Below are 18,301 nucleotides of genomic sequence, written 5' to 3' on the forward strand. Positions count from 1 at the left end.
TCATCCGGCGTCGCCGGGTCGCCGAAACCTCCTGCGACTGTTGAACAGCAGTGCGACGATGCCGAGCCCGTAACAGGCCGCCCCGGCCAGGATCACGCCCGGGGATCGGCCGTCGGCCGGGACGACCAGTGCCGTCACCGCGACCGCCAGGACGAACGCGATATTGAACACCGTGTCCTGGAGGGCGAAAACCTGGCCGCGGCGGTCGTCGGGGATATCCATCTGCATGGCGGCGTCGCCGGTGAGTTTGATGGTCTGTCCGGCCAGCCCCAGCAGGAACGCCCCGGCCAGCAGGAGCTGGTGGGCGCGGTGCACGCTGTCGGCCGCGTGGGTGAGGGCGGTGGGCAGGACCAGCGCCAGCTGTACCGCGATCGCACCGGACAGCGCCAGCAGGACGGTCCGGGGCCGGCCCAGCCGGGGAATGAGCAGCGGGGTGAGCAGCGCCGCGAGCAGCATTCCGGCGGCGGTGGCGGTGATCGCGACACCGAAGCCGATCAACCCGCTGTCCACCGCCGCGCCGTGCGACGGTGATTGCCGCAGCACCAGCACCATGACGAGCGTGTTGATGCCGAAGACGATCCGGTGGGCTCCGATACCGATCATCGCGGTGGACACATCGACCGAATGCCGGACCGCTCGTGCGCCGACCAGCAGTCCGGTGAGTACCGCTCGTACCGCGCCCGCGGTGTCGCCGGGTTCCGATTCCGGGCCGAGAGTGCGGGGGCGGAACCCGGCCGTGAGCACCACTCCGGCCACCGAACCGGTCACACTCAGCGCCACGGCGACGGCCGAACCGGTGTCGCCGGCACCGATCGCGCCGATCACCGCCACCGCGGCCGCCGCGCCGCCGGCCGCGCACGCCGAGCCCACTGTCGCGAGCACGGAGTTGGCGGGTACCAGCCGGTGCAATGCCAGTACCCGCGGCAGCGCCGCCGACACACCGGCCGCGGTGAACCGGCTGATCCCGACCACGGCCAGCGCCAGCAGCAGGAGGAATCTCGCTCCGGCCCCGGTGAGCAGGCCCAGCGCCACCACGGCGATCAGCAGGCCGCGCATCAGGTTGGCGATCAGCAGGACCAGTCGCCGATCCCAGCGGTCCAGCAGTGCACCCGCGTACGGCCCGATCAGCGAATAGGGCAGCAGCAGTACCGCGAAACCGGCGGCGACGGCGAGCGGGTCGGTTTCCCGTTCGGGATTGAACAGGATCGCCCCGGACAGCGCGGCCTGGAACATGCCGTCACCGAACTGGCTCGTGAAGCGCACCAGGGTCAACCGAACCGCGCCGGGGCTCTCGCCGATCGCGGCGCGTAAGGCCGACAGATCGTGCCGCCGCCCGCCGCCTTCCGGTGTCCGGTCCGTGGTGGTGGGTTCGGGCGCAGAGCTGGACACCGCCGCGACGCTACCTGCCCCGCAGGCCGGGAGGTATTCCGGCCGGTCCGGACACGCGTTCGGCGATCAGCAGATCCACGGCCTCACGCATATCGGGCGCCATCGGCAGGGTGCCCAGCGCGCCGGCGTCTATCCAGGCGTAATCGTCGTGCTCGTCCGGGTCCAGCGTTATCTCACCGGGTTCGGCTTCGGCCAGGAAACTGAATTTCCGCACCTTGGCCTTGGTGCGGGTGGCGTAGTCGAACCAGCCCAGGAAATCGGTGATCCGGCGGGCCACCAGGCCGGTTTCCTCGAGCAGTTCCCGCGCCGCGCCCTCGGTGAGCGATTCGCCGGATTCGACCCCGCCACCGGGTAGCTCGTACATTCCGCCGAGATAGTCGCCCGGGACCCGGCGCACCACCAGCAGTTTTCCGTCCTGGAACACCGCGACGCCGACGACCAGGTCGGTGACGCCGTCGCGCCGCGCGGCGGCACGCAGCCGCTGCTCGGTCCGTGCGAGTGCTTCGGGGTGCATCCTTCACCTCCCGGTTCCGTATAGATCCATTTTCGTGAAACGTGTGCCGCACCGCTATTACCGCCCCGGTTGCTCACCGGCCGTTCACCCCGAGGTCGCTCGCGTAAAATACCCAGAGCGGACAATCGACGAGGTCGTGGTATCGCCGAGGTACTACATGCGGGAAAGGTAATTGTGCCCGAGCCGGAAAGGAGTCGTGCGATGTCCACGCTGCCGACGCCGCATATCGATGTACATCGTGCGGGTGATCGTCTGAAGACCCGGATATCGTGGCTCGATTCCAAGCATTCGTTCTCCTTCGGCGCACACTACGACCCCGAGAACACCCATCACGGTCTGCTGCTGGTGAACAATGACGATATCGTTCTGCCGGGCCAAGGGTTCGATACCCATCCGCACCGCGATATGGAGATCGTGACGTGGGTGCTCGAGGGATCCCTGGTTCATCAGGATTCGCTCGGTCACAGCGGCGTCATCTACCCGGGGCTCGCGCAGCGGATGAGTGCCGGTACCGGCATCCGGCATTCGGAGAAGAACGATTCGTGGCGGATCGACGGCAATCGGCCGGAACACGATGAACCGGTGCATTTCGTGCAGATGTGGGTGTTGCCCGACGAACCCGGGATCGAGCCGGGGTACCAGCAACTCGAAATCGACGACCAGCTGGCCGCGGGTGGCCTGGTGACCGTCGCGTCCGGGCTGCCGCGGTACCGCGACCGCACCGCCATCGCCATCAACAGCTCGCATTCGGCGCTGCACGTGGCGAAATCGGCGCCGGACGCGCAGGCGTCGGTGGAACTGCCCGAGGCGCCCTACCTCCACGTGTTCGTCGCCCGGGGGTCGGTCGAGATGGAGGGTGTGGGCCTGCTGGACACGGGTGACGCGGTGCGCCTGACCTTTTCCGGCGGCCAGCGGCTGATCGCGCAGGAACCGGCGGAAGTGCTGATCTGGGAGATGCATGCCCGGCTCGGCGCCGGGTAACGTCCGAAAAGTCCGGATAGGGGTCGACCCGTGGGTGATCGACCCTCGACAATGATATGCGGACCGAGATCGCTCGAGCGTTACCGGCAGGGTCTCGACCAGCTCAGCTGAGGAGGAACGTATGTCCTATCCACCGCCCCCGGGCTATCCCGAACCGGGGCCCTACCCCGGCACCGGCGGGCAACCCGAGTACTGGCAGGAATCGCCGAAACGCAAGGGGATGGCGATCGCCGCGCTGGTCCTCGGCATCCTCGGCGTACTGAGCTTCTGGACGATCGTCGGCGGCATCCTCTTCGGGCTCATCGCGGTGATCCTCGGTGTGATCGCCCTGGTGAAGGCGAATCGCGGCACCGGCGGCGGCGGGGTCATGGCGGTGATCGGCCTGATCCTGGGCGTGCTCGCCCTCGCCGGAGTGATCGTCGTCGGCATCGTCGGCTGGGGCATCTGGTCGGATTCGGGTGGCCGCGACTTCGTCGACTGCGTCAGCAACGCGGGCGGTGACCAGAGCGCGGTGTCGCGGTGCGAAGACGAGTTCAACCAGCGTATCGAGGACCAGTACGGGGTGACCATCGCTCCACCGGAGCCCACCAACTGAACGGGCGGGCCGGTCCGGTATCCCACTCGGACCGGCCCGGCACCGGCATACTGGATTCTGTGACTTCCGACGTGACCAGCCCCTCCGGTATCGATCTGACCCATCTCGACCCGGCCGTCCGGGTACAGGACGACCTGTTCACGCATGTCAACGGCGCCTGGCTGGCCGGGTACGAGATCCCGGCCGACCGGGCGGTCGACGGCGCGTTCCGCACCCTGTTCGACCGGGCGGAGCTGGATGTGCAGGAGATCATCCGCAATGCCACGGGGGAGCCCGGCAGCGACGCCCGCAAGATCGCCGACCTCTACGCCTCCTTCATGGACACCGACGCGGTCGAGTCCGTGGGCCTGTCCCCCGTCGTCGAAGAACTGGCCGCGCCGGCGCGGGTCACCGACCGGGGTGAGTTCGCCGGGCTGCTGGGCCGGCTGCAGCGGGTCGGCGTTTCCGGTGCGGTCGCCGTCTACGTCGATACCGACGATAAGAACTCCCAGCGCTACCTCGTCTACGCGACGCAGTCCGGGATCGGGCTGCCCGACGAGTCCTACTACCGCTCCGACGAGTACGCCGAGGTGCGGGAGCGCTATATCGCACATATCGACCGGATGTTCGCACTGGTGGCGGCCGATCCGCGGATCGCGGAGCTGCTGCCGGCGGGCCCGGTGGGCAGCCGCGTCTTCGAACTCGAACGCAAACTCGCAGCCGGGCACTGGGATGTGGTGCGCCGTCGCGACGCCGAATTGAGCTACAACCTCACCACTTTCACCGACCTGGCGGCCGCGCATCCGGAATTCGACTGGACCGCCTGGGCCGACGGTCTCACCGAAGGCGTCACGGGGGGCGGCCCGGACCTGCTGGCCGAGCTGGTGGTCCGGCAACCCGACTTCCTCCGGACCTTCGCGCAGCTGTGGGCATCGGAATCGCTCGAGGAGTGGCGGCTGTGGGCACAGTGGCGGGTGCTGCGGTCCCGCGCGCCCTATCTCACCGAGGCAGTGGTCGAGGAGAGTTTCGATTTCTACGGCCGCACGCTGACCGGCGCCCAGGAGAACCGCGAGCGGTGGAAGCGCGGGGTGTCGCTGGTCCAGGATCTGCTCGGTGAAGCCGTGGGCAAACTGTATGTGGCCGAGCACTTTCCGCCCGAGGCCAAGGCCGCGATGGTGCGGCTGGTGGAGAACCTGCGCGAGGCATACCGCCGCAATATCGCCGAGCTGGAGTGGATGAGCCCGGCGACGCGGCAGGCGGCGCTGGCGAAACTGGACAAGTTCACGCCCAAGATCGGCTACCCCGAGCGCTGGCGCGACTATTCCGCGTTCACCGTGGCGCCGGCCGACCTGGTCGGCAACTACCGCCGCGGCTACGCCGTCGACCACGACCGGGACCTGAACAAGCTCGGCGGCCCGGTGGACCGGGACGAATGGTTCATGACCCCGCAGACCGTGAACGCCTACTACAACCCGGGGATGAACGAGATCGTCTTCCCGGCCGCCATCCTGCAGCCGCCGTTCTTCGATATGAACGCCGACGACGCCGCCAACTACGGTGGGATCGGGGCGGTGATCGGGCACGAGATCGGGCACGGCTTCGACGATCAGGGCGCCAAGTACGACGGCGACGGCAATATGGTCGACTGGTGGACCGATACCGATCGCGCCGAGTTCGGTAAGCGCACGCGAGCGTTGATCGACCAGTACGACGTGCTCTCCCCCGCCGATCTGTCCGACGAGCACACCGTGAACGGTGAGTTCACGATCGGCGAGAACATCGGCGACCTGGGCGGACTCTCGATCGCGCTGCAGGCGTACCGGATATCACTGGACGGGCGGGACGCACCGGTGATCGACGGTCTGACCGGACTGCAGCGGGTGTTCTTCGGCTGGGCGCAGGTCTGGCGGACCAAAGCGCGGCCCGAGGAAGCGGTTCGCCGGCTCGCGGTGGACCCGCACTCCCCCGCGGAGTTCCGCTGCAATGCGGTGGTCCGCAATATCGACGCCTTCCACGAGGCCTTCGACCTGACCCCGGACGACGCCCTCTACCTGGCGCCCGAGGAGCGGGTCAAGATTTGGTAATCGTCACCCAGTAACGACGGTGTGGCCCGCCCGGAGGATCGGACAGGCCACACCCAGTCTTGGGGCTGGTCGGTACCCGAGGCCGTGCGCCGTGCCTTGGGGCCCTGAGGGTGAACTCACTCGCCAAGGTGCTGTGTTTATCGGCGCCGCCTCCGGCGTCGCGGGGTCGAGGCCCCCGACGGGCCTCGACCATTTCAGGGCCTCGCTGAACTTGCCGACCATGCTGTTGGGGCTGGATGTGACCGCGCTCTACCTGGTCACTCGGCGCCGAGAGGGTGCGGCATTCCGTGGATGAATCAACATCCGAGGTCAGTAGTGCGGGCGCCTCGACATGCGATTCGGACCTCGAATGCCGACGTAACCGCATGTGTCGAGTGTTGCGAGACACCTCAAAGGGTTGAGGCCCGTCTCGCCGTTTCGGCCTCGAAGTGCATGCGGCGGAGCCGCGAGTCTCGAGGCCGAAACGGCGAGACACTAGGGGGCCTCAACCCCGCGGCGCCGCAGGCGCCGCCGAAAACACAGCTCAGTTCCAGTCGCCCAGGCCGTCGCCGGCGTTGAGGGTGCCGCCCTGGGTGTTTTGCACGACCACCGCGTCACCCTTCTTGACGTTTTCGTAGAACCACTTGGCGTCCTCGGTGCTCACATTGAGGCAGCCGTGGCTGGTGTTCGCGTAGCCCTGGGAGCCGACCGACCACGGTGCGGCGTGTACGAAGATTCCGCTGTTGGAGATGCGGGTCGCGTATTCGACATCGAGCTTGTAGCCCTCGGGGGCGTCGATCGGGACTCCGTAGGTCGAGGAGTCCATGACCATTTCACGCTTCTGCTCGCCGACGATATAGGTGCCGTTGGGCGTTTCGTGGTCGACCTTGCCCATCGAGGTCGGCATGGTGCGCACGACCTCGCCGTTACGGGTCACGGTGATCATCTTGGTGTTGTCGTCGGCGGTGGCGATCACCGCGTCACCGACGTGGAAGGCGCTGCGGCTGCCGCCGGCCTCGACCACGATATCGCTCTGCGCGGGCCAGAACTCGTTCGGCCGCCAGCGCACCTGCTTATCGCTCCACCAGTAGAAATGGCCGGGTACCTCGGTCGAAGAGGTGATCTTGATGGCGCGTTCGGCGGCGGCGCGATCGTCGATCGGGTCCTTGAAGTTGATGATGATCGGCTGCGCGATGCCGACCTCTTCGCCTTCGGAGGGGTTGATCGCCGGCGGCGCGAAGTTGGCCGCGGGCGGCGCGGGCTCGACGACGCCTGCCGCCGACCCGGAGGGCAGGCTCGGCAGCGCGTAGACCGGCGCCGTGGCCACCGTGGTGGCTGCGGCGACCGCGGCCGTCAACAGGACACCCTGCCGAAGCCGCCGCTGGGCGCGGCGACCGGTCGGCAGCGACCCGGTGTTGTCGAAGACATGCATAAGAGTGTTCGTCCGTCCATTCGACTCTGGAGCGCACGGGGCCTGTGGGCCGCCGATGCCTCCTTCGGAGCACCCCGGCGAGTGTTCGCGGAGTTCTGTGGAGCCCCTCCACGGCCGTCCGGCCCGTGGGCGTCTGGATCGTCCGCGCGCCACCGGTCGTAGAGTTGTGGAGCGGTCCCGACGGGCTGGTGCGCATCGCGGAAGCTCGCTGGATCCAGCCGATGCGCCTCCGCTCCGAGTTCCTTCGTACTGCCTTTACGAAGTCGTGACCAGTCCCGTTTTCCGTTATATAGCCGTTATGCATCGCAGGTGTGTCGTAGCACGCTCCCCCGGCGGGGCGCTCGCGGGCCCGTTGGATGCCCGGTGGGCCGGGGATTCCTGTTCGGACGGTGTGTCCGAGCCCGGCGATGGTGATCTGCGTTACCAAACCTGTCGATGAGATATGTCACGCCACCCCGCTGTCTCCACGGCGCGGCCGTTGCCGGTGCCGTCGCGGCTCCCCGTGGGCGGCGCCATCGGAGTCGACGCTCGGGCCGCCATGGTGTATTCATGGCGTGATATTGCTGGCGGAGCTGTAGTGAGGCGCGGATTCGATGCGGTGGCAGAGTTCGGCATCACAGCGGGAGGACTGTGCGTGTCTGGTTGGGCATCATCTCGATTGTCGGTGGCGATCGCCGGGGCCGCGGTAGCGGTCGGCCTGGCGGTCGCGGGCTGTAGTTCCACCATCGAGGGCCGGGCGCAACCGGTGCTGGAGACCGGCACGGTGGACGCGGTGGACGTGACCGGGACCCCCGGCTCCGGCGAGACCTCGCGCACCACCACCTCCAGTGCGCCGCCGACCACCACCCCGGAGGCCGGCGACGTCAGTTTCGATGCCGAGGTCGGTGACTGCGTGACCCTCGGTGGAACCACCACCGACGCCAGTATCGAAGCGGCGTCCTGCGGTAGCAACGAGTCGAACTACAAGGTGATCGGCAAGGCCGAGCAGAGCAGCCAGTGTGTCGGCGATGCCGACAACTACTACGCCGAGAGTCGGAACGGTATCGAGATGGGGGCGTTGTGCCTCGATATCGACTGGGTGGTCGGCGGCTGTATGGATGTGGGCGGCGGGACGACCGGCCCGGAGCGTATCGATTGCACCGAGACCTCGGCCGCCGACGGGGTGAAGGTCGTCGCGATCGAGCAGGGCGCCACCGAGGTCGACGCGTGTGGCGCGGGCAGTTCCGGATATGTGTACCCGGAGCGGCGCTTCGTGGTGTGCGTCGACGAACTCTGAGGTTTCTCGATCCGTCCCGGTGGATGCGCCGGGGGGCGGAAACGAACGAGGCGGGCACCAGGGGTGTCCGCCTCGTTCTGTCTCTCCGGTAGCCGCTAGATGGGCCGGTACCCGGCTCCGATGCCGTGGCGACTGTCGATATCACCCATGATGGTCGTCATATTGGTGCCGACCTCGGGGCCGAAGCAGGCGATCGCCAGATAGGCGTTCACCATGCCGACCAGCGTGGAACCGACGACCACCGGGGCACCGGAGTCGCCTTCCATCACACACATCTGTGACCAGGTCTCCATACTGCTGGCGAAGATGTCTCCGTAGGCGAGACCGCAGGTGTTGCCGGTGGTGCGGCCTTCCTTGCAGACGATATTGGGGAACTGGGCCGGCGCGCCGACCCCGGTGATGCTCAGGTTGCCGATCCGGTTGACCGGCGTCACCCGGCCCGGCTCGAACTCGAGTACCGCGTAGTCCAGGTCCTGGTTGGAGTAGACGAACCGGCCGAGCACGCCGGCACCCGGGTCCTGTTCCGAATACACTTCGTGCCCGGGCGTTCCGCAGTGTCCCGCGGTGAGGCCGACGAGTCTGCCGGCGCCGTCGTGACCGATCGTGGTGAGCGTGCACTGGATCGCATACTCGGACATCTGGCCGGACTCAGAGGAGATGATGAGCCCCGAGCCACCACCGAGTACGGGCCGGGCGGGGTCGGCGGCTGCCGTCCCGGTGCCGAGTAACGCCGTACTCAGTGCCACGGCGAAGACGGCACTGGCCGCCTGGGCGAGTTTCCTGAACATATCCCTCCAGACCTTGAAGCCGCACGATATCAATGTGTGGCACCTCATCGTGGCAGCAAAGGCCCCGACGCGCGCCCCGAGTAACCGTTACCCGCGAGTTCCGTTGCGTAACAGAGGGGTTCGGCTTTTCGGTCGTGCATTCGGCCGGGGTGCTCCGCGTGCGGTGTGCACCGCACGAACTCCGGCCACGATAACCCTCGGAAGAATAGCCGAACGCTATTAATTGTCCCGGATTTGGGCGCGCGGGTCGAGTAACGGTCGAATCTCCGGACTGCCGCGAAAGGGTTAATTTCCCGGAATACTCTCCGTTATTTAAGTGAACCATGATTCGCATCGGTTCTCGCGGTCTTCGTTACATTCGGGGCCGGTCAGCGGTATGTTCTTCCGGTGTCGCGGAACTCTCGTTGGGATACACACCAAGGAACGTGTGATAACTCAGTGGTCACGCCACAAAGTGATGAACATCTGTGATCGAGGTCTCGCGCCTATGGTGTGTTCCGCACTACTACGTAGTAAGGTGCCTCAAGCAAACCAGCCGTCGGGGTAGGTAACCGACGTCGAGAGGGGTTAGTCAGTGCAGTCGACCAAGAGTCCACCAACAGGTTCTCGGTTGAGCGGGGCGGTCGAGTGGACGCGGGACTACTGGCGCGACCACCCCCGACGTTCCTTGGAAACGCTCGGCCGGCAGATGACCATGGGTGTCGAAGCGGTCTCCGAACTCGTGGTCAGTATCTTCCGCGGCCGGTTCCCTCTCGACGAGTTCATCCGGCAGTGCGCCTTCATGGCGAGCGTCGCCGCGGCGCCCACACTCCTCGTGGCGATTCCGATCGGTGTCATCGTATCCATCCAGGTCGGCGCGGTCGCGCAGCAGGTCGGCGCCACCTCGTTCATCGGCGCGGCCAACGGCCTCGGCATCATCCAGCAGGGCGCGCCTCTGGTCACCGTGCTGATGATCGCGGGCGCGGTCGGGTCCGCGATCTGTGCCGACCTCGGCTCCCGAACCATTCGGGAGGAAATCGACGCCATGAAAGTGATGGGTGTCGACCCACTGCGCCGGCTCGTGGCACCCCGGCTCGGCGCCGCAATGCTGGTCAGCGTGCTGCTCTGCGGTTTCGTGGTCTTCGTCGGATTTCTGACCGGATACATTTTCAATATTTTCGCCCAGGGTGGCACCCCGGGTTCCTATATCGCGACCTTCGCCTCGTTTGCGATAACGCTCGACCTGCTTGTCGCGCTGGTGAAATCGCTGTTGTTCGGCCTGCTCGCGGCAATCATCGCCTGCGATACCGGATTGAACACCCGCGGTGGTCCGGGCGGTGTCGCCAACTCGGTGAATACCGCCGTTGTCATGTCCGCGGTGATGTTGTTCGGAGTGAATGTGATCTTCACCCAGGTGTACAACACTTTGTTCCCCCCGCAGGTGGTGTGAGCCGGTGTCCGCAACCTATGTGCCCCCGCTGCTCAAGCCACTGCAGCAACTGCGAAATGCGGCCGGGGCTCCGGTCGATTGGCTGGCCCGGCTCGGGCATCAAGTGTTTTTCTTCCTGCGTTCGGTCGGCTCGATGCCGCTGGCGTTCAAGCAGTACCCGAAAGAAGTCTGGCGCCTGCTCTCGGATGTCACCTGGGGCAACGGCAATCTCATCGTCGGTGGCGGGACCATCGGCGTCGTGCTCATCCTGAGCGCGTTCGGTGGAATGACCGTGGCCATCCAGGGCCACACCTCGCTCGATCTGCTCGGGCTCAGTCCGATCACCGGTGCCATCTCGGCCTTCGCCACCACCCGTGAGCTCGGTCCGCTGCTCGCCGCACTGGCCTTCGCGGCCCAGGCGGGCTGCCGGTTCACCGCTCAGCTCGGCGCCATGCGTATCTCCGAGGAGATCGACGCGCTGGAATCGGTGGCCATCCGTCCGCTGCCCTATCTGGTGAGCACCCGGATGATCGCCGCGATGATCACCATCCTGCCGCTGTACTGCCTCGGCCTGGCGATGGCCTACATCTCCTGCGCGCTGACCGTGCAGCTCATCGGCGGTACCGCCAGCGGTACCTACCAGCACTACTTCTATCAGTTCCTGATCCCGACGGACGTGCTGTACTCGCTGCTCAAAGCTATCGTCTTCGTCGCCATCACCACGTTCATCCAGTGCTACTACGGTTTCTTCGCCTCCGGTGGCCCCGAGGGCGTCGGTGTCGCGGCCGGTCGCGCGATCAAGATGTGCATCATCGCCACCGTTTTCGTGGACCTCTTCATGACCTTGGCCATCTGGGGTGTCAACCCCGGCATCCGGATCTCGGGGTAGGCAATGATCATCGATCCGAGTGGGCGCGGGCCCACGATGAAGCAGTTGCTGATCGCGGGCGCCTGCGGCCTGGTCGTCTTCGCGGTCGTGCTCGGCTTCCTGATGGCCCGGTATCAAGGCTATTTCGTGGAAAAAGTCAAGGTGACGGCCAACCTCACCACCACAGGTGACGGGCTGCCCGAACAAGCCGACGTCAAGTTCCGCGGGGTGCTGGTCGGCGCGGTCAAGAATGTGTCGGTCGCCGCCCAGGGCGAACTGCAGCAGGTCAATATCGAACTGAAGCCCGAATTCGCCGACGGTATCCCGGCCACGGTCACCGCCCGCGTGGTGCCCAGCAACCTGTTCGCCGTCACCTCGGTGGAACTGGTCTACAACGGGCCCAGCCAGGACCACCTCGACGAGGGCTCGACCATCGAGGAAGATCGCAGCCAGGGCACCATCGCGCTGCAGGACACCTTGACCACGGTGCAGAACATCCTCGACGCCATCGATCCGATGCAGTTCGGCCGGGTGCTGGGGACGCTGTCCTACGCACTGGACGGCAGCGGCCGGATGCCCGGGTCGACCATCGAACGGATCGACCGCTGGGTGACCTCGGTGGACGAGTCGATTCCCGATCTCGGTGTTTTCCTCGGCGATCTCTCGGGTTCGGTGCACGCACTCAACGAATCGGCACCGGAACTCATGGATGTCCTCGCCTCGTCCGTGGAGACCGCGAGCACGATCGCCGACCGGCGCGAGGAACTGGTGAATGTGATCACCGGCGCCAGCAGCATGGCCGATCAGATCAACGATCTGTTCGCCCGGAACCCGAATGTCGGTAAAGAGCTCACTGTCGGGATGAACCAGACCTTCGGTGCACTGGCCGCGAACCCGTCGTCCATCACCAACGCCATCAGCAATCTGAACAACTCGTCGCGCAAGCTGAACACGGTATTCACCTGGGGTCCGCAGCGGCAGATGGTCTGGAACGCGGGTGTCACCTTCACCCCGTTCAACCCCAATACCGTGGCGGACTGCCCGCGTTACGGCGATCTGGCCGGCCCGAGCTGCGCCACCGCTCCCGCGGTCGCGGATCCGGGCTACCTTCCCGAGCAGGTGAAACCGCGCCGGCTCCCCGCCGCCGACGGGCTGCCGGTGCTGCCGCCGCTGCCCGGTCTGCCGGTGATCCCGGGTGTCACCACCCAGGCCGGCGCGCCCGCGCCGACGGCGCAGGCGCCGGGCAACAACCCGTTCGCCGGTACTCCACTGGAAGGGCTTTTCCCGCAGGGGTTCCCGCAGTTTCCGGGGCTGCCCGGCGCGCCGGCTCCGGCTCCCGCCGCACAGCCCGGTGCGCAGCCGCAGAATCCGCCGGCCCAGCCGGGTGCGCCCGCACCGGCCGCGGACAACGGCACCGCCCCGGGTACCGGCGTGGTACCCGCGGCCGCACCGATCACCTACGAGGGCGACGCCGCGGTGGAGACACTGCTGGGTCGTAAGCCGTCCTCGATGGAGTACCTGATGCTGAGTTCGATTCTGGAAGGCGGAACCCTGCGCGTGACCGAGGAGGCCGCCTCGTGAGGGGAGTTCGCAAACCGCTGATCGGGTTCAGCCTCTTCGCGGTGGTATCCGTGCTGGTCACGGTACTGGTGTGGAATACGCTGGCCCGGACGGTCGACGGTGGTACGAAATCGTATTCGGCGGTCTTCACCGATGTACTGGGCCTGCGCGAGGGCGACGATGTCCGGATGGCGGGCGTTCGGGTCGGCAAGGTCCAGAAGATCGAGGTCACCGACGACCACAATGCCAAGGTCAGCTTTATCGTCCAGGACGATCAGACGCTCTTCGGCAACACCAAGGCGCTGGTGCGCTACCAGAACCTGATCGGACAGCGCTATGTCGCGCTGGCGCCGGGGTCCGGTGGCGATTCGACCCAGCTGCCCGAGGACGGCACCATCCCGTTGGACCGCACCGAGCCGTCCTTCGATATCTCGGCGCTGCTCAACGGTTTCCAGCCGCTGTTCGAGGTGCTCGAGCCCGCACAGGTGAACCGGCTCTCGGAAACCTTCATCCTCGCGTTGCAGGGCGATCGGGTGTCGCTGAGCTCGTTCATCACCCAGGCCGCCACCATGGCCACCGATTTCCAGCGGCGCGACGCCATCCTCAGCGATGTGATCACCAACCTCAGCGGTGTGATGGCCGGTCTGGCCAAACGAGGGGACGAATTGGAGACGCTGATAACCCAGACGCGGGCGCTGATCGGCGGTTTGTACGAGCAGGGGCAGCAGCTGCTCGGCTCGACCGAGCAGATCGCGGGCGCGACCACGGCTCTCGTCGGCATGGTGGGCAATATCCAACCGAAGCTGGAGGCCGTCCAGAATTCGACACGTGACGCTTTGACCCTGTTCCTCGCCAACGGTGCCAAGCTGGATCAGGCCGCGATCGACCTCCCGTCCATCCTCGCCGACGCCGGGCGCTTCACCTCCGAGGGCGCGTACGCCAACGCCTACATCTGCCGACTGGATGTATCGCTCTACGGTGTGCTCTTCCCGCGCGGGCTGTTCTCCCAGATCGGCGGCAATTCGCAATCGGCGGTGTGCCGGCCATGATGACGAAACTCAAAACCTGGTTCAACAACAATCGGTATTTCGGCCTCGGCATCATCGGCGTCATCGTCGTCGGTGTGCTGGTGCTGGCCTCGAGCGGATTCCGCAATCTCGGGATCGGTGAACAGTCCATCGAGGCCGAATTCGTACAGTCCGCCGGTATCACCGTCGGGGACAAGGTCGATGTCGCCGGGGTGCCGGTGGGCCGGGTCGCGGCCGCCGAACTCGAGGGCGACCACGTACTGCTGACCCTGCAGGTCAGCAATGACGTGAAACTCGGACCCGATGCCCGGGCCTCCATCAAGATGGCGACCCTGCTCGGTGCCCGCTATGTGGATCTGGATCCCGGTGACGGCTCCGGCCTGCCCGACGACCGGATCCCGAAGACCAATACCGCGGTCCCCTACGACCTCGCCGATGTGGTCTCCAAGGGCACCCCGGAGTTCCAGGAACTCGATCCCGGCAAGCTGGCCGAATCGCTGAACCTGTTCAACGAACAGTTGAAGGGGTCGCCGGAACTGGTCGTCCAGTCGCTGGACAGCATCGGTGCGCTGGCCAAGGTGATCGACCAGCGCAAGGGCGATGTCGCGCAGTTGCTCAAGGATCTCGACCGGGTGACCACCATCCTGGCCGACAACCGCAACAGCGCGCTGCTGATCATCACCCAGGGCGAGGCGATCGCCTCGCGGGTGGTGGAACGGCAGCAGTTGCTGCGCACCCTGCTCGACAATGTGGCCACGCTGACCGCGCAGTTGCAGGCGATCGGTGCCCAGAACAACAACCAGTTCAGCACCACGCTCGACCAGCTGAACACCATGGCAACGGGCCTGCAGAAGAACAAGGACAACCTGGATCGGCTGCTGTCGATCATGCCGCCGTCGGTGCGCTACCTGGCCAATGCGTGGGGTAACGGCAACTACGCCGAGGTCGGTATTCCGTGGCTGTTCCCGGACAACTGGTTGTGCTTCGCCGAAGTCGCCGAGGGGTGCCAGGGATGAGCAAGAACAAGATCGGGATCGTGAAGCGGACCGCCCAGGCGCTGGTCATCGGGGTATCGGCGGTCGCGCTCGGCAGCTGCTCGGTGGTGAACAGCGTGACCGGCGGGGATCTCGAGATCACCGCCGATTTCGAGAACATCGCCGGCATGTTCGAGGGCAACCCGATCACCGTGCTCGGGCTCGAGGTCGGCAAGGTCGACAAGATCGTGCCGCACGGCGATCTGGTCGAGGTCCATATGACCATCGACGGTGATGTGCAGATCCCGAAGGACGCCATGGCGGTGGTGGTCTCGCCCTCCATCGTCACCGACCGGCATATCGAGATGACCCCCCGCTACGTCGAGGGTGACACCCTCGAGAGCGGCGATCACCTGCCGCTGGAACGCACCGATGTCCCGGTGGAACTGGACACGATGCTCAAGACCATCGACAAGTTCGCCGATGCGCTCAAACCCCAGGAGGGCCAGGAAGGCGTCGGCCCGCTGTCCGGCCGGGTGCTTTACCCGATGCTCAACGGCCAGGGCGCGAAAATGCGTGACACCCTCAACGCGCTGTCGAGCGCGCTGAAGGTCGGTGTCGACAACAAGGACCACATCTCGAACATCATCATCAAGCTCAACGAGCTGACCACGATGCTGGCCGAGAACGACCAGGCCGTCCGCGATTTCAGCAACCAGGCCACCCAGATGACCACCATGCTGGCCGAACAGGCGCCGGGCCTGCAGGCCACCCTGCAGCAGCTCTACGACTTCCTGAACAACACCAGTTCGGTTTTCGCGCAGCATCAGGATCAGCTGGTGGACACGCTGAACCGGATGAACACCGTGATCGAGCAGCTGCGGGCGAACGCGCACGGTGTCACCGAGGTGGTCGATGTCGCGCCGATGCTGCTGCAGAGTATCCACCGGTCGATGAACTACGAACAGGGCTACGTCCGGCTGCACGCGCTGATCGGTACGAACCTCGCGAACGGCGAGCTCATCAGCCTGTTCTGCGAACGGATACAGATGAAGTCCGACGGCTGCCGCACCGGCCGGCCCGAAGATTTCGGACCCGACTTCGGACTCACCGCCGCACTGCTGGGACTGACGAAATGATGCGAACGATTCGCCGGGCCCGCCGCGCCATGGCCGCGCTCACCGCGGCCGGGACGGTGGTGCTGGCCTCCGGCTGCGGTCTGACCGTGGAGGACATCCCGCTGCCGAAACCCGGTATCGGCGGTGACACCTTCACTCTGAAGGCGGTATTCGAGAACGCGCTGAACCTGCCCGACCAGGCCAAGGTGAAGATCGGCGGGTCCGATGTCGGTGTGGTCACCAATATCGAGACCAAGAACTTCCAGGCCATCGTCGATATGGAGATCCGCAAGGACATCGACCTCCCGGAGGGCACCACCGCCGAACTGCGCCAGGCCACCCCGCTCGGCGACGTGTTCATCGCGGTCTCCAAACCGCCTGCCGAACAGGGCAGCCGGCTACTCGAGAACGGCGATACGCTGCCCATCGAGAAGACCTCGGCCGGTGCGACAGTGGAGGAACTGCTGCTGTCGGTCTCGCTGATGTTCAACGGTGGCGGTATCGCCCATCTGACCCGGCTGGGGACCGAGCTGGACTCGATCGTCGGCGGTCGCAGCGATCAGCTGGTGCATCTGGTCAACGAGATCACCGGCGTGGTCTCGAGTATCAATGCCAACTCCGCGCAGATCGACAGCGTGCTCGGTGAATTCAACGTGCTGGCCGACACTCTCGACAGCCGGCGGACCGAACTCGGTCAGGTGGCCGATACGCTCCCGGACATGATCGGCGCCATCGCGGAGAACAACCGGGCGCTCGGAGATCTGCTGGGCAAGATCGCGACCACCAGCGCGGCGCTCGGCGACTACGCGAACACCACCGGCGGTGATCTGGCCGGGACGCTGGACAATCTCAACAACCTGATGGCGGCGCTCGCGGCCACCGGCGACAACTTCGGCGCGCTGATGGACGCCCTGCACGATCTGAAGGCCCCGGTGAACGCCACCTTCCGCGGTAGCAGCCTGGCCGCCCAGGTCAATGTGACCAATCTCGATATCGCCATGCTGACCGCACCCGGCACCAGCCACTTCTACGATGGGCGCGATCTGCAGGACTTCGCGGGCAGCCTGCTCCAGATCCTCCAGGTCGTGCAGTACCGCGTGGGAGGCCAGTGATGTCCAAGCACAAGATTCTGCTGTCGAATGTCGGGCTGGTCCTGGCCCTGCTGATCGGCGGCACCTATTTGCTGGTCAACGTCATGCGGGTCAATCCGCTGCGCAGCACCTACACCGTGACCGTGAACCTGGACCGCTCCGGTGGCCTGCAGCCCGGCAACGATGTCACCCTGCGGGGGTACCGGGTCGGTGAGGTGAGCGACCTCCGGCTCGTCGACGACGGCGCCGGTATTGAGGCGAAGGCCGAGATCGATTCCCGCTACGACATCCCGGTGGATACGAAGGTGGCGGTCCAGGCACTGTCGGGCGCCGGTGAGCAGTACATCGATTTCCGGCCGGCCGGTGACCAGGGCCCGTACCTGACCGACGGTTCGCAGGTCACCTTCGATCCCGAGCGCGTGAGCACCCCGGTCCCGATCTCGGCGGTGCTGGAGAATTCCAGCGATCTCATCGCCCAGGTGAACCCGGAACATTTCGCGGTGATCCTGAACGAGCTCGATATCGCGCTCAGCGGCGGGCCCGATCAGCTGCGTTCGCTGATCGAAGGGGTCAGCCTGGTCACCGCGGGGATGGATTCGCTGCTGCCGCAGACCACGCATCTCATCGCCAATCTGCGCACCATCGCGGGCACCACCTCCCAGGCCCAGCCCGATCTGGGGACATTGACCGCCAATTCGCGGGTGCTGTTCGATCAGTTCAACAAGGCCAACGCCGAACTGATCAATGTGCTCGACCAGGCGCCGGGACAGTTCGCGAAAGTGACCGCCACCCTCGACAGCACCAGTGACCCGATCACCGCGCTGGCCAATAATTTCCTCGCGCTCACCCGGGCGGCACAGCTGCGTACCCCCGCACTGGCGGCGCTGTTCCCGGCACTCGAGATCGGTGGTGCCGCACTCGGAGTCCCCGCCCACGACAACGAGTTCCATACCATCCTCGATATCTGGTTCCGGCCGTACTGCCAGTATCAGTCCACCCCGATGAAGACCCAGGTGGTGCAGGACGGAACCATCCCGATGTGGAACTACTGCGACAGCCCCGGACCGGGGGAGCAGATCCGTGGTGCGGTGAACGCACCGCGACCGAACATCCCGAACAACGGCGCCACCATTCCGCCGGGGGTGGATCCGAACGAACGTACGCTGCCGCCCGTGCGGTAGGAGGACCGGTCGCCGCGCGCCGGGTGCGACGGTGCATACTCTCGCAGAGATGCCCG

The 18,301-nt window shown here is 66.0% G+C and carries 16 protein-coding genes; 12 read left to right on the forward strand and 4 right to left on the reverse strand.

Translation table 11 applies throughout. From position 1 onward, the window contains the following. Together IG75_RS0128725 and IG75_RS0128730 are read right to left on the reverse strand one after the other, a co-directional pair. Complete coding sequence (locus tag IG75_RS0128725; RefSeq protein WP_373863759.1) at window positions 1-1,389, reverse strand: MFS transporter; 1,389 nt, start codon at window positions 1,387-1,389, stop codon at window positions 1-3. 10 nt (window positions 1,390-1,399) lie between these two features. Then, on the reverse strand, window positions 1,400-1,903 hold the full coding sequence (locus IG75_RS0128730; protein ID WP_051714993.1) for an NUDIX hydrolase: 504 nt from the start codon (window positions 1,901-1,903) through the stop codon (window positions 1,400-1,402). A 201-nt stretch (window positions 1,904-2,104) separates the two neighbouring features. Here IG75_RS0128730 and IG75_RS0128735 point away from each other — a divergent pair, with 201 nt between their 5' ends. From IG75_RS0128735 to IG75_RS0128745, 3 genes are all read left to right on the forward strand, one after another. Beyond that, the gene (locus IG75_RS0128735) at window positions 2,105-2,884 is read left to right on the forward strand and encodes a pirin family protein (protein ID WP_030524475.1); all 780 of its coding nucleotides are present in this window, start codon (window positions 2,105-2,107) and stop codon (window positions 2,882-2,884) included. Between the two features lie 121 nt (window positions 2,885-3,005). Next, entirely contained in the window at window positions 3,006-3,479 is a 474-nt protein-coding gene (locus tag IG75_RS0128740) for a DUF4190 domain-containing protein (protein ID WP_030524476.1), read from the forward strand. Between the two features lie 59 nt (window positions 3,480-3,538). Then, window positions 3,539-5,542, forward strand: coding sequence for a M13 family metallopeptidase (locus IG75_RS0128745; RefSeq protein WP_030524477.1), 2,004 nt, complete (start codon window positions 3,539-3,541; stop codon window positions 5,540-5,542). A 523-nt stretch (window positions 5,543-6,065) separates the two neighbouring features. On the opposite strand, the gene IG75_RS0128750 is transcribed toward IG75_RS0128745, so the two are convergent. Further along, a complete protein-coding gene (locus IG75_RS0128750; protein ID WP_030524478.1) occupies window positions 6,066-6,953 on the reverse strand; it encodes a L,D-transpeptidase in 888 nt (295 codons plus the stop codon). Between the two features lie 634 nt (window positions 6,954-7,587). On the opposite strand from IG75_RS0128750, the gene lppU reads away from it, so the two are divergent. Next, window positions 7,588-8,229: an LppU family putative lipoprotein gene (gene lppU, locus IG75_RS0128760; protein ID WP_051715066.1), complete on the forward strand. Its 642-nt coding sequence runs from the start codon at window positions 7,588-7,590 to the stop codon at window positions 8,227-8,229. Between the two features lie 95 nt (window positions 8,230-8,324). Here the strand turns inward: lppU and IG75_RS0128765 are convergent, their stop codons facing one another. Beyond that, window positions 8,325-9,017 carry a chymotrypsin family serine protease gene (locus IG75_RS0128765; RefSeq protein WP_030524480.1) on the reverse strand — a complete coding sequence of 231 codons (693 nt, stop codon included), beginning with the start codon at window positions 9,015-9,017 and terminating at the stop codon, window positions 8,325-8,327. A 610-nt stretch (window positions 9,018-9,627) separates the two neighbouring features. Here IG75_RS0128765 and IG75_RS0128770 point away from each other — a divergent pair. From IG75_RS0128770 to IG75_RS0128805, 8 genes are read left to right on the forward strand one after another with little or no spacing between them, the layout of a single operon-like run. Next, on the forward strand, window positions 9,628-10,446 hold the full coding sequence (locus IG75_RS0128770) for an MlaE family ABC transporter permease (protein WP_030524481.1): 819 nt from the start codon (window positions 9,628-9,630) through the stop codon (window positions 10,444-10,446). Between the two features lie 4 nt (window positions 10,447-10,450). Further along, window positions 10,451-11,314, forward strand: a complete 864-nt coding sequence (locus IG75_RS0128775) for an MlaE family ABC transporter permease (RefSeq protein WP_030524482.1) — start codon at window positions 10,451-10,453, stop codon at window positions 11,312-11,314. A 3-nt stretch (window positions 11,315-11,317) separates the two neighbouring features. Then, complete coding sequence (locus IG75_RS0128780; RefSeq protein ID WP_030524483.1) at window positions 11,318-12,874, forward strand: MlaD family protein; 1,557 nt, start codon at window positions 11,318-11,320, stop codon at window positions 12,872-12,874. Continuing rightward, on the forward strand, window positions 12,871-13,902 hold the full coding sequence (locus IG75_RS0128785) for an MCE family protein (RefSeq protein WP_030524484.1): 1,032 nt from the start codon (window positions 12,871-12,873) through the stop codon (window positions 13,900-13,902). The genes IG75_RS0128780 and IG75_RS0128785 overlap by 4 nt, the downstream gene beginning before the upstream one ends. Next, complete coding sequence (locus IG75_RS0128790) at window positions 13,899-14,897, forward strand: MCE family protein (protein ID WP_307687599.1); 999 nt, start codon at window positions 13,899-13,901, stop codon at window positions 14,895-14,897. Before IG75_RS0128785 ends, IG75_RS0128790 begins: the two co-directional genes overlap by 4 nt. Beyond that, a complete protein-coding gene (locus IG75_RS0128795) occupies window positions 14,894-15,994 on the forward strand; it encodes an MCE family protein (RefSeq protein WP_030524486.1) in 1,101 nt (366 codons plus the stop codon). The genes IG75_RS0128790 and IG75_RS0128795 overlap by 4 nt, the downstream gene beginning before the upstream one ends. Continuing rightward, window positions 15,991-17,085: an MCE family protein gene (locus tag IG75_RS0128800; RefSeq protein WP_245713240.1), complete on the forward strand. Its 1,095-nt coding sequence runs from the start codon at window positions 15,991-15,993 to the stop codon at window positions 17,083-17,085. The genes IG75_RS0128795 and IG75_RS0128800 overlap by 4 nt, the downstream gene beginning before the upstream one ends. Beyond that, window positions 17,085-18,245: an MlaD family protein gene (locus tag IG75_RS0128805; RefSeq protein WP_030524488.1), complete on the forward strand. Its 1,161-nt coding sequence runs from the start codon at window positions 17,085-17,087 to the stop codon at window positions 18,243-18,245. Before IG75_RS0128800 ends, IG75_RS0128805 begins: the two co-directional genes overlap by 1 nt. Window positions 18,246-18,301: the final 56 nt, after the last annotated feature.

The organism is Nocardia rhamnosiphila NBRC 108938 (assembly GCF_000720425.1).
GTDB classification, from domain to species: domain Bacteria; phylum Actinomycetota; class Actinomycetes; order Mycobacteriales; family Mycobacteriaceae; genus Nocardia; species Nocardia rhamnosiphila.

Bases quoted from the DNA above. Each gene is read 5' to 3' on its own strand.
- IG75_RS0128795 (WP_030524486.1), top strand. From the start codon at position 14,894: ATGAGCAAGAACAAGATCGGGATCGTGAAGCGGACCGCCCAGGCGCTG.
- IG75_RS0128740 (WP_030524476.1), top strand. From the start codon at position 3,006: ATGTCCTATCCACCGCCCCCGGGCTATCCCGAACCGGGGCCCTACCCC.
- IG75_RS0128800 (WP_245713240.1), top strand. From the start codon at position 15,991: ATGATGCGAACGATTCGCCGGGCCCGCCGCGCCATGGCCGCGCTCACC.
- IG75_RS0128765 (WP_030524480.1), bottom strand. From the start codon at position 9,017: ATGTTCAGGAAACTCGCCCAGGCGGCCAGTGCCGTCTTCGCCGTGGCA.
- IG75_RS0128805 (WP_030524488.1), top strand. From the start codon at position 17,085: ATGTCCAAGCACAAGATTCTGCTGTCGAATGTCGGGCTGGTCCTGGCC.
- IG75_RS0128730 (WP_051714993.1), bottom strand. From the start codon at position 1,903: ATGCACCCCGAAGCACTCGCACGGACCGAGCAGCGGCTGCGTGCCGCC.
- IG75_RS0128780 (WP_030524483.1), top strand. From the start codon at position 11,318: ATGATCATCGATCCGAGTGGGCGCGGGCCCACGATGAAGCAGTTGCTG.
- IG75_RS0128790 (WP_307687599.1), top strand. From the start codon at position 13,899: ATGATGACGAAACTCAAAACCTGGTTCAACAACAATCGGTATTTCGGC.
- IG75_RS0128750 (WP_030524478.1), bottom strand. From the start codon at position 6,953: ATGCATGTCTTCGACAACACCGGGTCGCTGCCGACCGGTCGCCGCGCC.
- IG75_RS0128735 (WP_030524475.1), top strand. From the start codon at position 2,105: ATGTCCACGCTGCCGACGCCGCATATCGATGTACATCGTGCGGGTGAT.